Raw genomic sequence first — 13,968 nt, 5'->3', positions numbered from 1 at the left:
CGTGGCCATGCCGTCACCGCTTGAGAAGGTTTGCCCCCAATGCCCGCTCCCGAGATGCGCCGGAAGTTATTCTCCCATGAAAGACCCGACATCATATACGCCATCGGCGATGTTCATGGCTGCTTTGACCTGTTGCAATCCCTGCAGGAGAAAATCCTGACCGATGCAGCGCAGCAGCACGGTTCCAAATGGATCGTGATGCTGGGCGACTACATCGACCGGGGTCCGAAGTCCTCCTACGTCATCCATGAATTGATGCAGCCGATGTCTGATGACATCGAGCGCTTTTGCCTTGCTGGAAACCACGAGGCGACCATGCTGGATTTTCTGCAAGACCCGCGCAAAGATCATCTCTGGCTGCAATTCGGTGGCGTGGAGACGCTGCGCTCCTACGGCATCAATGACCTGCCGCAGGATAAGACGAGCTTCAAAACGCTGTTGCAGGACAACATTCCCCAGAGCCACATCGACTTCATGTCGTCTCTGCCATCGCTGCTTGCGGTGCCGGGACTTTGCTTCGTGCATGCGGGTATCGTCAACGGTGTGCCTCTGCAACGGCAAGAGGACAAACATCTGTTGTGGATTCGCCCCAAGGATCAGACCGTCCCGGGCGCCGACAACCTCTTCATGACCGTGCATGGTCATACGCCGGTGCGCAATGTCTCGCTTTCCGACAACCGGTTGAATGTCGATACCGGTGCCTTCATGACCGGACGTCTCTCCGCCGTGAAAATCCTTCGGGATGGCACAGTGACTGCGATGCACGCCGAGTAGGATTGCCGAGGGATAGAAACGAAAAACACCGGCTTAACACAGCCGGTGTTTTTTATTTTAGAGCGACCTTAGTGGTTGTCGCGCGGCACGCCCTTTGTCTGGGCGATGCGCTGATACTTGACGGCATTTTCCAGAACCGCGCCGGTTTCCATCTGGCCGACGAGGCCGCGCTGGATTTCCTGCCATGGAGTCTGGTGGTCTGGGAACTTGTAACCGCCTTCAGCAGCCAGAGCTTCATAACGCTTGGCCAGTTCTTCGGCAGAAAGCAGGATATCGGCCTTGCCCTTGCCGACATCGACGCGAACCCGGTCGCCGGTCTGAAGGATCGCAAGACCGCCGCCTGCGGCAGCTTCCGGCGATGCGTTCAGAATGGACGGGCTACCGGATGTACCGGACTGACGGCCATCACCGATGCAGGGAAGCGAGGTGATGCCCTGCTTGAGCAGGTAGTCCGGCGCACGCATGTTGACGACTTCGGCCGCACCCGGATAACCGATAGGACCGGCACCACGCATGAAGAGAACCGTGTTGGCATCGATGCCGAGCGACGGATCATCGATTCGGTGGTGGTAGTCTTCCGGACCATCGAACACAACCGCCTTGCCTTCGAACGCTTCGGGATCGTCGGGGTTGGACAGGTAACGTTCGCGGAATTCTGGTGAAATCACGCTGGTCTTCATGATGGCGGACGAGAACAGGTTGCCGCGCAGGACGCGGAAACCGGCGCGCTCCTTCAGCGGCTGATCGAATGGACGAATGACCTTTTCGTCTTCGATGATGGCGCCACGGCAGTTGTCGCCAATGGTCTTGCCATTGACCGTCATCGCGTCTTCCTTGATGAGACCCTGTGTCATCAACTGGTTGACGACAGCGGGAACGCCGCCCGCGTGGTAATAGTCTTCGCCGAGATATTCACCGGCAGGCTGAAGGTTGACCAGCAACGGCACTTCTTCACCATAGGTCTGCCAGTCGTCGACGGTCAGCTCGACGTCGAGGTGACGGGCCAGGCCGTTCAAGTGGATCGGTGCGTTGGTGGAGCCGCCGATGGCCGAGTTGACGCGGATGGCGTTGATGAAGGCGTCCTTCGTCATGATATCGGAAGGCTTCAGGTCTTCGCGGACCATTTCAACGATGCGCAGACCGGTGAGGTAGGAAATTTCCTGACGGTCGCGGTATGGTGCCGGAATTGCGGCGGAGCCAGGCAGTTGCATGCCGAGGGCTTCAGCGAGCGAATTCATGGTCGTGGCCGTACCCATGGTATTGCAATAGCCGGTGGACGGCGCCGAGGAAGCAACGAGCTTGACGAAACCGGCATAGTCGATCTCGCCCTTCGCCAGAAGTTCGCGGGCCTTCCAGACGATTGTGCCGGAACCGGTGCGTTCACCCCGGAACCAGCCGTTCAGCATGGGGCCGACGGACAGAGCGATGGCAGGAATGTTGACGGTGGCCGCCGCCATAAGACAGGCAGGCGTGGTCTTGTCGCAGCCGATGGTCAGCACGACGCCGTCAAGCGGATAGCCATAAAGCACTTCCACGAGGCCGAGATAGGCAAGGTTGCGGTCGAGGCCAGCTGTTGGGCGCTTGCCGGTTTCCTGAATAGGGTGAACCGGGAATTCGATGGCGATGCCGCCTGCTTCGCGAATACCTTCGCGCAGACGGTTCGCGAGCTCAAGATGGTGGCGATTGCACGGCGACAGATCAGAACCCGTCTGCGCGATACCGATGATCGGACGATCGGACTGCAATTCCGCCTGGCTGAGGCCGAAGTTCATGTAGCGCTCAAGATACAGCGCCGTCATGTCGGCGTTATCAGGATTATCGAACCATGCGCGAGAACGCAGCTTACCGCCCTTTGCCTGCGTTGCGGGTAGGTTGGTCAGGTCTTTCATAACTTTGATCTCCAGCCGGAAATGGCAAATGGGTACGACAACAGGATTGCGACGACCTTATGATGAGGAAAAGAGAAAAAGACCTCGGCAATATCTAGCGCGAGGCAGGTCCAGCTGAGGACAGCACCGGATTTTTTCGACCTTTTGAAGACAGTCGATGACGATCGTCACGAAATTTCCGCCCTGAATTCTTCTTTTGCCTGCTCTCATCTGCGACAATTGACTTGCTCCGTCAATCACCGCGATCAGCATTCGGTATTCGTATTACTAATTTGCGAGAGCGTTTGTTGTCAAGGCGACTTCCAGCGTCGCCTGACAGCATCCAGAAAATTATTTTTGACCGATTTTCTATTGTAAAAACAGGAAAAATTCTCGTGTTCTCAGTTTCATAGACGGTCTTAACATCAGAAAACGCTCAGAAGCCACTTTTCAAAGGTAATACTATATGCTCATATCGGCCTGTCTTAGGCGAATTCATCTCTGGGAGGATTACAGATGAAAAAAGCACTCGCGGCGGTTACCGTCGCCATTTCCGCATGTCTGGCATCAGGCGTATCAGCACAATCTCTCACCGTCGGCTTTTCGCAGATCGGCTCCGAATCCGGTTGGCGTGCCGCTGAAACGACAGTGACCAAGCAGCAGGCCGAAAAGCGTGGCGTGACGCTGAAATTCGCTGACGCACAGCAAAAGCAGGAAAACCAGATCAAGGCCGTTCGTGGCTTTATCGCGCAGGGCGTCGATGCGATCTTCATCGCACCTGTCGTCGCAACCGGCTGGGATGCCGTGTTGAAGGAAGCCAAGGAAGAGAATATCCCCGTGATCCTTCTCGACCGCCAGATCGAGGCTCCAGATAGCCTTTACCTGACAGCCGTAACATCCGATCAGGTCCACGAGGGCAAGGTCGCCGGCGAATGGTTGGCCAAGGACGTCGGCTCCAAGGACTGCAAAGTCGTAGAGTTGCAGGGCACCACCGGTTCTTCTCCTGCCATCAACCGCAAGAAGGGCTTTGAAGAAGGCATTGCATCGCATGCCAACATCAAGATCGTTCGTTCGCAGACCGGTGACTTTACCCGCACCAAGGGCAAGGAAGTCATGGAAAGCTTCATCAAGGCTGAAGGCGGCGGCAAGGATATCTGCGCAGTCTACGCCCACAATGACGACATGGCCGTCGGCGCAATCCAGGCCATCAAGGAAGCTGGCCTGAAGCCAGGCACGGATATCAAGGTCGTGTCCATCGATGCTGTCCCCGATATCTTCAAGGCAATGGCTGCCGGTGAAGCCAATGCGACGGTGGAACTGACACCAAACATGGCTGGTCCTGCTTTCGATGCGCTCGAAGCGTATCTGAAGGACAAGAAAGAGCCAGCAAAGTGGATCCAGACGGAATCCAAACTCTACACGGCGTCTGATGACCCGATGAAGGTATACGAGGAGAAGAAGGGACTGGGCTACTAAACCAGTTTCAACTTCGGGAGCGGCGCGCCAAGCGCCGTTCCCACCCACATTCCGTGCAGGACTTGACCATGCCCGATACCAGCCCTCTTCTGGAAGCGCGCGCCATAGGGAAATCTTTCCTCGGCATCGCGGCTCTCGATAATGTCGACATATCGCTCAACCGCGGCGAAGTTCATGCTTTGCTGGGTGAGAACGGTGCGGGTAAATCGACACTCATCAAAATTCTGACCGGCGTCTACCACCGCGACCGGGGCACCATCCGTCTTGATGGCGCTGAGATTTCGCCGACCACTGTAGCGGAAGCGCAAAATCTCGGCATCGGCACCGTCTATCAGGAAGTTAACCTTCTCGAAAATCTTACCGTTGCCGAAAACCTGTTTCTGGGCAGGCAGCCCCGACGTTTCGGCCTGATCGACCGGCGCGAAATGCGCGCAAGGGCCGAAAAACTTCTGACCCGCTACGGGCTTTCGATCAATGTCGATGCCCTGCTGTCCAGCTATTCTGTAGCGATCCGCCAGATCATCGCCATCGCGCGCGCCGTTGATCTCTCCGGCAAGGTGCTGGTGCTGGACGAGCCGACCGCCAGCCTCGACAGCCATGAAGTCGAGATGCTGTTTACCGTGCTGCGCCAGTTGCGCGCCGAAGGGCTTGGCATTGTCATCATTACCCATTTTCTCAATCAGGTTTACGACATCGCCGACCGCGTGACGGTGCTGCGCAACGGCAAGCTTGTCGGCACCCGCCAGATTTCCGAATTGCCACGCGGTGATCTCATCTCGATGATGCTAGGACGTGAGTTGCTGAGCGTCACTCATGACCGGCAGGCACCCGAAGATACCGTGGTTGAAGGCGAAGCTCCGATCCGTTTTGAGGGCTATGGCAAACGCGGCAGCGTCGAACCTTTCGATCTCGATGTCCGCCCCGGCGAAGTCGTTGGCATTGCTGGCCTTCTTGGGTCCGGCCGCACCGAAACGGCGTTTCTCCTGTTCGGCATCGACAAGCCGGATGGTGGCCAGGCCAGCATCGATGGCAAGGCGGTTGCGATCACGTCGCCAGAAGTGGCAATCGACAACGGTTTCGGTTTTTGCCCGGAAGAGCGCAAGACGGACGGTATTATCGGCGATTTTTCAGTGGCTGATAATATCGCTCTCGCTCTGCAAGCGCGGCAGGGATGGATGCGGCCACTGTCTCATAAACAGAAGGCCGCATTGGCCGATGGCTTCATTAAGTCGCTCGATATCCGCCCGGCGGATCGGGAGCGACCAATCAAGTTTCTATCCGGCGGCAACCAGCAAAAAGCGATTCTGGCGCGATGGTTGGCGACCGAGCCTCGCCTTCTCATTCTCGATGAACCCACACGCGGCATCGACATCGGCGCGCATGCGGAAATTCTCAAAATGATCGAGCGTCTCTGTTCGCAGGGCATGTCGCTCGTCGTCATATCCTCGGAACTGGAAGAACTGACCGCTGTCGCGCACCGCGTGATCGTGCTGTCGGACCGTCGACATGTTGCTGAACTCAAGGGAGGCGACGTGACCGCCGACAACATCATGCAAGCCATTGCCAGTGCCGCCAGAACGGAGGCCGCATGATGAAGAGCATCACTGCCCGCCTGAAGCGGTTGGCTCCCCAGCTTGCCGCACTCATCATCATCCTCGGCGCTATCGCTGTGATTTCGCCTGGCTTCCTCAATGTCTCGTTCCAGAATGGCCGCCTCTATGGCAGCGTCATCGACATTCTCGTTCGCGCAGCACCGGTTGCGCTGCTGACGATTGGCATGACACTGGTCATCGCCACAAAGGGCATCGACCTCTCCATCGGCGCCGTCATCGCAATCTGTGGCGCGGTTGCGGCAATGCTGATCACTAACGGTCACTCCATTCCGGTCGTCATTGTCGTATCCTTGGCCGTTGGTATCGCCTGCGGCATCTGGAATGGTATTCTCGTTGCCATTCTGGACATTCAGCCCATCATCGCAACGCTGATCCTGATGGTAGCAGGACGTGGCATCGCGCAGCTCATCACCGAAGGCGTCATTCTGACGTTCAACGATGACAGCTTTTCCGCCATTGGCACCGGTGTGTTTGCCGGCATCCCCATGCCTGTCATCATCTGGGTGCTGACAGCTTTGCTGGTGGGCATTCTCGTGCGCAAAACGGCACTCGGTTTCCTCATCGAAGCAACCGGCATCAACCGCCGAGCTGCCGCCCTTGCCGGTGTGCGCGCCCGTTTTCTGCTGTTCTTCGTCTATGCCGTATCGGGTCTGTGCGCAGCCGTCGCAGGCATGATCGTCACTGCCGACATCAGAGGTGCAGATGCGAACAATGCCGGTCTGTGGCTGGAGCTTGACGCCATTCTGGCCGTCGTGATCGGTGGCACGTCTTTGAACGGTGGGCGCTTTTCCATAACGGCATCATTGATCGGCGCCTTGATTATCCAGACCATCAACACCGGCATTCTTGTCTCTGGCTTCCCGCCGGAATTCAACCTCATCATCAAGGCCGGCATCATCATCGTTGTCCTGACGCTGCAGTCCCCAGCCATCGGAACGCTGATCGGCTTTGCCAAATCACGCAAGGCACCGGATCCAGCCACGCCGCCCCACACTGTCAACCATGAGGGAGCGGCGCGATGATCCACACCCGCAATCTTCCGTTTCTGACGACGCTGGCGGTTTTCATCGTCGCCTATGTCCTGTGCGTCATTCAGTATCCTGCGATGTTCTCGACACGGGTGGTTGGCAATCTGTTGACGGATAATGCGTTTCTCGGCATTGCCGCAGTCGGCATGACCTTCGTCATCCTCTCGGGCGGCATTGACCTGTCGATCGGCTCGGTCATTGCTTTCGCCAGCGTGTTCGTGGCCGTGCTGGTTGGAACATATAACGTCCATCCGCTGGTGGCTTTCGCAGCTGTGCTCGTCATCTCCACTATTTTCGGCTGCCTGATGGGGGCGATGATCCGCTTCCTGTCGATCCCGCCCTTTGTGGTAACGCTGGCCGGTATGTTTCTGGCGCGTGGTGCAGCCTATCTCATCTCGACGCAATCCGTGCCGATCTCGCATCCTGTTATCGACGCTATCCAGGGCTTCTACTTCCGTGTGCCCGGCGGCGGACGTTTGACGGCGCTCGCCATCGTGATGCTGATCGTCTTTGTCGTGGGCGGCATCGTTGCCAGCCGGACGCGGTTTGGCGCCAACATCTACGCGCTGGGCGGCAATCAGCAATCGGCAGAATTGATGGGTGTTCCCATCGGCAAGACGATCATCGGTATTTATGCGCTGTCGGGCTTTCTTTCCGGCCTCGCCGGTATCGTCTACACGCTCTATACATCGTCCGGTTATTCGCTGGCGACGGTTGGCATGGAGCTTGATGCAATCGCAGCCGTTGTCATCGGCGGCACCTTGCTGACGGGCGGCACCGGCCTTGTGGCTGGAACCTTCGTCGGTCTTTTGATACAGGGGCTGATCCAGACCTACATCGTTTTTGATGGTACCTTGTCATCCTGGTGGACGAAAATCGTCATCGGCATACTGCTGTTCATATTCATCGTGTTGCAACGCACAATCATCTGGTATTCAGACAGAAGGCTGGCTGGAGCGCACCCGGCATAACGATAACGACGGAGCAATTTATTGGGGCTGCTGGAAACGACGATTACCGGACGAAAGCGGCGCAGCAGCCACGCGCATGTCGTGGCTGAACTCGGCAGCGCCATCGTATCGGGACGCATCCCTGAAAATTCTCTTCTGCCGAATGATGCCGAGCTTTCCTTGCGTTTCGGTGTCTCGCGCACTGTGCTGCGTGAGACCATGAAAACGCTGGCAGCCAAACGCCTGGTGGAGCCCAAAGCCAAGGTCGGCACCCGCGTTCTGGAAAAATCCAGCTGGAATTTCTTCGATCCTGACGTTCTGGGCTGGCGGTGCGATGCTGGTTTGGACCCCGAATTCATCAACCATCTTGCCGACATCCGGCTGGCGCTGGAACCGGCGGCGGCAGCAGCAGCGGCACGGCACGCCTCCAGCGAAGACATCGTCTCCCTTTACGCCATCGCCGCCCGGTTCGACAATGTGAACCACACGCCCGAGACCATCGCCAAGGTCGATCTGGAATTCCACCTGGCCGTCGCCCGCATTTCCGGCAACCCTTTCATGCGTTCCGCCAGTGGACTGATCGAAGCGGCACTGGCTATTTCCTTCCAGCTCTCCTCGCCCGCATCGTCGCCTGAGACGATTTCGGAAATTGCATCCAATCATCTGCGCATTGTCCACGCCATTGCCGCACGCGATGAAAATGCTGCCATAAAGGCGATGCGACAGGTCATCCTGGTGGGCAAGGACCGGATCAAGAACGCAATCGCCGAGTGATATCGACAAGCCTCAATGAAAATTGCGGCCTTTGACGGTTATATGGTCACCTCCATCTTCCAGCACGTCCGACCTTTTGGGCAGGCGGCGGCGGTCTTCGGGCGGAATACCGTGGTGAAACTCATCGCCCCGACCATGCGGCAACGGAAACGGCCCTTCTCTCTCGCCTACGCTTTTCAGCACATCCGAGAGATCGGTGACACGATGGGCCACCAGATGCACGACCTCGCCTTCACGCTGGATTTTCCCGTAAATCCCGACCATTCCCGCCGATAGAATGACGCGGCGATATTTTTCGAAGGTTTTGACCCAGACGACGGCATTGGCAATACCCGTCTCGTCTTCCAGTGTCATGAAGATGACGCCCTTGGCAGAACCCGGCCGCTGTCGGATCAACACCAACCCTGCCACCTCCAGCCAGCGTCCATCCCTCGCAGCCACGGCCTGAGCACAAGTGGTGATGCGCCGCCGGGAAAGATCGTCACGCAGAAACGCCATGGGGTGCTGGCGCAAGGTCAAGCCGACATGGCCGTAATCCTGCACCACCTCGCCGCCTGCCGTCATGGGCCGCAGGGCAACGTCGGGCTCGTCCAACTCAGCGATGACGCTGTTCTGGCGCGTGGCAGCCGAGGCAAACAAGGGAAGCGGCTCATCACGCAGCGCCTTGATGTCCCAGAGCGCCTGACGGCGGGAAAGCCCGAGCGACTGCAAAAAGGCATCCGCTTCCGCAAGGGCGACCAGCGCCGCCGATGGGATCCCAGCTCTTCGCCAAAGGTCATCGATGGAAACGAAAGGCCGATCTTCGCGGCACGCTATGATCCGGCCCGCATGCTTGTTGGACAGCCCCTTGACCAGGCACATGCCGAGGCGAACGGCATTTCGCTCCGGCCCGACTTCCTCTTCCAGCGTACAGTCCCAACGACTGGTGTTGATGCAGACCGGGCGCACGACAACGCCATGATTTTGCGCATCGCGGACCAGTTGGGCCGGGGCATAGAAACCCATGGGTTGGGAATTGAGAAGGGCGGCACAGAAAATATCGGGGTGATGGCACTTAACCCATGCGGAAGCATAAGCAATCAACGCGAAGGAGGCGGCATGGCTTTCGGGGAAGCCATAACTGCCGAAACCTTTGATTTGTGCGAAAAGCCGTTCGGCGAATTCCGGTGCAAAACCGTTGGCGATCAGTCCACCAATCAGTTTATTTTCGAAATTGGCAATCGTTCCGACATTCTTGAATGTCGCCATTGCCCGCCTCAACTGGTCGGCTTCATTAGCCGAAAAGCCTGCACAATCAATGGCGAGCCGCATGGCATGTTCCTGAAAAAGCGGGACGCCGAGTGTCTTGTGAAGGACTTTCTTGAGCATTGGATGCTCGTACTCGATCGTCTTTCCTTGCGCCTTTTCCGCGCGTCGCTTGAGATAGGGGTGGACCATATTGCCTTGAATGGGACCGGGCCGCACAATGGCCACTTGAATGACCAGATCATACAGTTCCTGGGGCCTCAGCCTCGGCAGCATGGACATCTGGGCGCGACTTTCGATCTGGAACGTACCGATGGTATCGGCCTTGCAGATCATGGCATAGGTCGGCTTGTCATCATTCTTTATGCTCGTCAGTTCGAATTTTTCGCCTTTGCGAACCGTCAGCATGTCGAAAGCCCGCCGCATGCACGACAACATGCCAAGAGCCAAGCAATCCATCTTCATGAAGTCCACAACCTCGATATCGTCCTTGTCCCACTCGATGATGCGCCGGTCATCCATGGCAGCGGGCAGGATGGGGACGAGTTCGTCCAGACGGTCATGCGTCAGCACGAAACCACCGGGATGCTGGCTGTGATGGCGCGGCGTACCGATGAGCTGGCGCGCAAGGTCAAAGGCCAGCTTCACGCGGCGGTCATTCAGGTTGATGTTGAGGTCCTTAGCTTCCTTTTCGCCCGCATCCTCCGTCCACCACCAGATTTGCGAAGACATGAGCTTGGTTAAATCCTCGGGTAGCCCCAGCACCTTGCCGACATCGCGAATGGCACCCTTTCCGCGATAACAACTGATCACGGAACACAGCGCCGCCTTGTCATGCCCGTAATGGCTGTAAATCCACTGGATGATCTCTTCCCGTCTTTGGTGTTCGAAATCAACGTCGATGTCCGGCGGTTCATCCCGGTCTTCGGAGACGAAACGTTCGAACAGAAGGTCGCTTTCCTCGGGATCGATGGCGGTAATACCAAGTACGAAACAGACGGCGGAATTGGCTGCGGAGCCGCGCCCCTGACAAAGAATGTCCATTTTCCGCGCCTGACGGACGATGGCGTTGACGGTGAGAAAATAGGGCGCATATTTCTTCCTGCCGATGATGGCCAGCTCATGTTTGAGGGTCTTCTCAACCTTTTCGGGCAGACCATCAGGATATTTTACCGGCACTTCGTCCCATACGCATTTCTCAAGTGCTTGCTGCGCACTCAATCCCGGCACGGTGTTTTCTTCGGGATATTGGTACTTGAGCTCCTTGAGCGAAAATTTGCATCGCCGCACGATCTCCAGCGTTCGCCTCAAAGCGCCCGGATAGGCCGAAAACAGCCTATGCATTTCCTGTGGCGGTTTCAGGTAGCGGTCGGCATGCCGCTCCCGACGGAAACCAGCATCGTCGATGGTGCAATTGTGCCGGATGCAGGTGACAACATCCTGCAACATGCGCCGTTCCGGTTCATGAAACAGCACGTCATTGGTGACCACGGTGGCAACGCCTGCACGCTCTGCCATGTTCGATAGTTCATACAGCCGAACATGATCGTTCGGACGACGGCGGAGGCTCATGGCCACATAGGCTCGATCACCAAAATCCGCTTTCAGCCGTCGCAGCCGAATGGAGAGGGCATCATCAGCAAGGTCCGGTAACAGGATGACCAAAAACCCCTCACCATAGGCAACCAGATCGCTCCATTTCAGATGGCATTTTCCCTTGCTCGCCGCTTTCTTGCCATGGGTGAGCAGACGACAGAGACGGCCATAGGCGGCCCGATCTGTGGGATAGACCAGCACGGAGATGTCGTCTTCCAGATCAAGCCTGCACCCGATGACGAGCCGGATTCCTGTTTTTTCCGCAGCCTGAAAGGCGCGCGGGATGCCGGTAAGGCTGTTGCGATCCACGATGCCCAGCGCTTCTATCCCGAGCGCTTTCGCCTGGGCAAACAAGTCATCGCAAGAGCTTACGCCCCGCAAAAAAGAAAAATGCGAGGTGACCTGAAGCTCGGCATAGCTGATATCATCGCTCATCCGAATATACCGTGCAGAAACCAGCCTTGGGAACCGGTATTGGCGTGTTCGCCATCACCGGAGCGGAAAATCCAGAACCTCTCACCTGCCTCATCCTCCACCATGAAATAATCGCGAACGGCGGCCTGCTCGCGGTCGCGTTTCCACCATTCGCCGAACACGCGTTCCGGCCCATCGGCTCGTTTCACCAGGCGCCTTGTGCCGCGCCATGTGAAGCTTTTGGGCGGATGATCGGGCAGCAGTGCCATTGTCTGGATCGGCTCTGGCCGGGCAAGCAGGCGAACAGGGCGTGGCCAGTGATCAGGCCAGCCGAGAGTATCATCGGCGGACTGTGCGGCAACCACTTGGACCGAACGTTCGGGCACGTCGCTGGCGACAGCCGCGTAACGATAGACCTTATGGCCCCGGTTGATGATGACATCCACCGTTTCGCCAATATCGGCTTTCGCATCATCCAGCAAAGTCGAGCGGGCTTGCCCCAGCACCAGCGCTTCCGCGTGGGTGGCCGTCAGGGTCATTTTCTCGATGCCAAAACCGGGATTTATCGTGTCGATGCGGTCCGTCAAAAGACGTGTCAGTTGCTTGACATCGCGCACCGGTCTGGAGGTTCCGGCGCGGATGGCTTGTATACCGCTATCGACCCGGTGCATTAGCAGATCAACCCGGCGCGCACCTAGACCGCGCTTTTCCAAGCCAAGACAGAGCTGACGGACAAGCTTGTCGGTATATCGCGCGATAGTCTCGGCAGCCGAAATCGGCTCGGCAAAGAACCTGCTGGCTTCAACCATTTCCGGCACGCGGATGGGCGCGATAGGTTCGGACAGCAGACCATGGGCCTGATCCAGCCTGCGCCCGATCTCCGGGCCGAACCGCAGGGTGAGCGGTGCCCGCGCCGTTGCCATCAACTCTCCGATGCTACGGAAGCCCAGGACTTTCAAATCAGCCACGACCCGAGGCTCAAGGCGAAGGGCTGCCAAGGGCAGAGATGTGAGCGCACCCAATGCACCATTCGGCGGCACGATGGTTGCTTCATCCCGGCCGAAACGGGCAAGCGCGTGCGCGGCACCCCAGCTATCGGCAATGGCTGCACGGGCCGTAAAACCAAGTCCATGCAGGCGGTTGATCATGCCTGTCAGCATCAAGTGTTCATTGCCATGCAGATGGTCCGCACCTGTCGTATCCAGCACCAGACCGTCAGGCGGATCGGGCGCGACGACGGGCGCGTAAATGCGAAGGAACCAGAAGGCAAGGTCTCGCAGCGCTTTGGCATCCTCGGCCACCTGCAATTCTTCAACAATCAGACCAGGAATGATGGCTTGCGCCTTGCTGACGGGCATGCCAAGCCGCAAGCCTACTGCTGCTGCAGCCACATCCTGCGCCGCGATGACACGGCGACTTCCCTGTCTGGTGATCATCACCACCGGGCGGTCAAGCGGTGGCGCTTGTTTGCCAAGCGCTCTGCGGTATCGGTCTGTCGACCATGTCGGCAGGTAGAGCGAGACGACCCTTTGCATCACAGGCTTCCACTTCAAAATCGGCACACTCACCGCCACGACAGCGCAAAAGCTCCAGAAACCAACGTGCCCTGCCCACACCCTGCACAGGCAAAGGTGTGGAGGGCCGCACCGAAATTCGCCACCGCGTTACGGCAGCCGTTGGCTGACCGAATTCCACTGCACCGGATGGATGACGCCAGCGACGAATTGCAAGGCCCACGACACCGGACCCTTCCGCCGCCAGTTGCAGACGCCGCGACGTGGTCATCGGCAGTTTCGAAACCTCTCCCACCACAGCACCAAAGCCATTGCAGCGCAGGCCCTCTTCGAAACAGTCCAACACGCCCTTTTCATCGCGACACTCTACGATGATCAGCCGGTTCTGAGACAGGCCTGCCTGAGTCAATGCTGGCATGAAAAGATCAGGCCGGGTCACGCACCATAAAATCTTGCCTTTTACCCGTGCGGCGATGCCGGCGGAAAACAAGGCGGATGCGGCACCATCAACCGCGCCGTTACCGCCGCCCGTGACTTCATGCAGGCTGCCCAGCTTCAGGCCACCCGCAGGCAAATGGTCATCGATTGAAGAAATACCGAAAGGCAGGCTTTCATGATGCCGGATCGGACCTTGCGTGATCCGCTCCAGCCGCTCCCGCAATTCTTCGACAACCAACTGTTCGGCGCGTTTATGCATGACACAACACTTTTAGAGG

At 57.8% G+C, this 13,968-nt stretch carries 10 protein-coding genes; 6 read left to right on the top strand and 4 right to left on the bottom strand.

Going from position 1 to position 13,968, the window contains the following annotated elements:
- Positions 1-39 precede the first annotated feature (39 nt).
- A complete protein-coding gene (locus ATO67_RS10490; RefSeq protein ID WP_082760228.1) occupies positions 40-774 on the top strand; it encodes a metallophosphoesterase in 735 nt (244 codons plus the stop codon).
- A gap of 68 nt (positions 775-842) precedes the next feature.
- Here the strand turns inward: ATO67_RS10490 and ATO67_RS10485 are convergent, their stop codons facing one another.
- Positions 843-2,663, bottom strand: coding sequence for an IlvD/Edd family dehydratase (locus ATO67_RS10485; RefSeq protein WP_067648084.1), 1,821 nt, complete (start codon positions 2,661-2,663; stop codon positions 843-845).
- A 495-nt stretch (positions 2,664-3,158) separates the two neighbouring features.
- On the opposite strand from ATO67_RS10485, the gene ytfQ reads away from it, so the two are divergent.
- The 5 genes from ytfQ (at position 3,159) to ATO67_RS10460 (ending at position 8,483) form a co-directional block, all read left to right on the top strand.
- Entirely contained in the window at positions 3,159-4,118 is a 960-nt protein-coding gene (gene ytfQ / locus ATO67_RS10480; protein ID WP_067648081.1) for a galactofuranose ABC transporter, galactofuranose-binding protein YtfQ, read from the top strand.
- 68 nt (positions 4,119-4,186) lie between these two features.
- Positions 4,187-5,710, top strand: a complete 1,524-nt coding sequence (locus ATO67_RS10475; protein ID WP_067648078.1) for a sugar ABC transporter ATP-binding protein — start codon at positions 4,187-4,189, stop codon at positions 5,708-5,710.
- Positions 5,710-6,753 carry an ABC transporter permease gene (locus tag ATO67_RS10470; protein WP_082760236.1) on the top strand — a complete coding sequence of 348 codons (1,044 nt, stop codon included), beginning with the start codon at positions 5,710-5,712 and terminating at the stop codon, positions 6,751-6,753. The genes ATO67_RS10475 and ATO67_RS10470 overlap by 1 nt, the downstream gene beginning before the upstream one ends.
- The gene (gene yjfF / locus ATO67_RS10465; RefSeq protein ID WP_082760227.1) at positions 6,750-7,730 is read left to right on the top strand and encodes a galactofuranose ABC transporter, permease protein YjfF; all 981 of its coding nucleotides are present in this window, start codon (positions 6,750-6,752) and stop codon (positions 7,728-7,730) included. The genes ATO67_RS10470 and yjfF overlap by 4 nt, the downstream gene beginning before the upstream one ends.
- A gap of 21 nt (positions 7,731-7,751) precedes the next feature.
- Positions 7,752-8,483 (top strand): FadR/GntR family transcriptional regulator, encoded by a 732-nt coding sequence (locus tag ATO67_RS10460; RefSeq protein WP_067648072.1) that lies wholly within the window; start codon positions 7,752-7,754, stop codon positions 8,481-8,483.
- A gap of 12 nt (positions 8,484-8,495) precedes the next feature.
- On the opposite strand, the gene ATO67_RS10455 is transcribed toward ATO67_RS10460, so the two are convergent.
- Genes ATO67_RS10455 through ATO67_RS10445 form a run of 3 tightly spaced genes read right to left on the bottom strand, consistent with a single transcriptional unit; the run spans position 8,496 to position 13,949 of the window.
- Positions 8,496-11,759: an error-prone DNA polymerase gene (locus tag ATO67_RS10455; protein WP_067648069.1), complete on the bottom strand. Its 3,264-nt coding sequence runs from the start codon at positions 11,757-11,759 to the stop codon at positions 8,496-8,498.
- Positions 11,756-13,273 carry a DUF6504 family protein gene (locus ATO67_RS10450; RefSeq protein ID WP_067648066.1) on the bottom strand — a complete coding sequence of 506 codons (1,518 nt, stop codon included), beginning with the start codon at positions 13,271-13,273 and terminating at the stop codon, positions 11,756-11,758. Before ATO67_RS10450 ends, ATO67_RS10455 begins: the two co-directional genes overlap by 4 nt.
- On the bottom strand, positions 13,188-13,949 hold the full coding sequence (locus tag ATO67_RS10445; RefSeq protein WP_067648063.1) for an ImuA family protein: 762 nt from the start codon (positions 13,947-13,949) through the stop codon (positions 13,188-13,190). The genes ATO67_RS10450 and ATO67_RS10445 overlap by 86 nt, the downstream gene beginning before the upstream one ends.
- Positions 13,950-13,968 lie beyond the last annotated feature (19 nt).

This window comes from Agrobacterium bohemicum, from assembly GCF_001562555.1.
Taxonomy (GTDB): domain Bacteria; phylum Pseudomonadota; class Alphaproteobacteria; order Rhizobiales; family Rhizobiaceae; genus Agrobacterium; species Agrobacterium bohemicum.
This window is presented reverse-complemented; position numbering and strand designations above follow the sequence as displayed.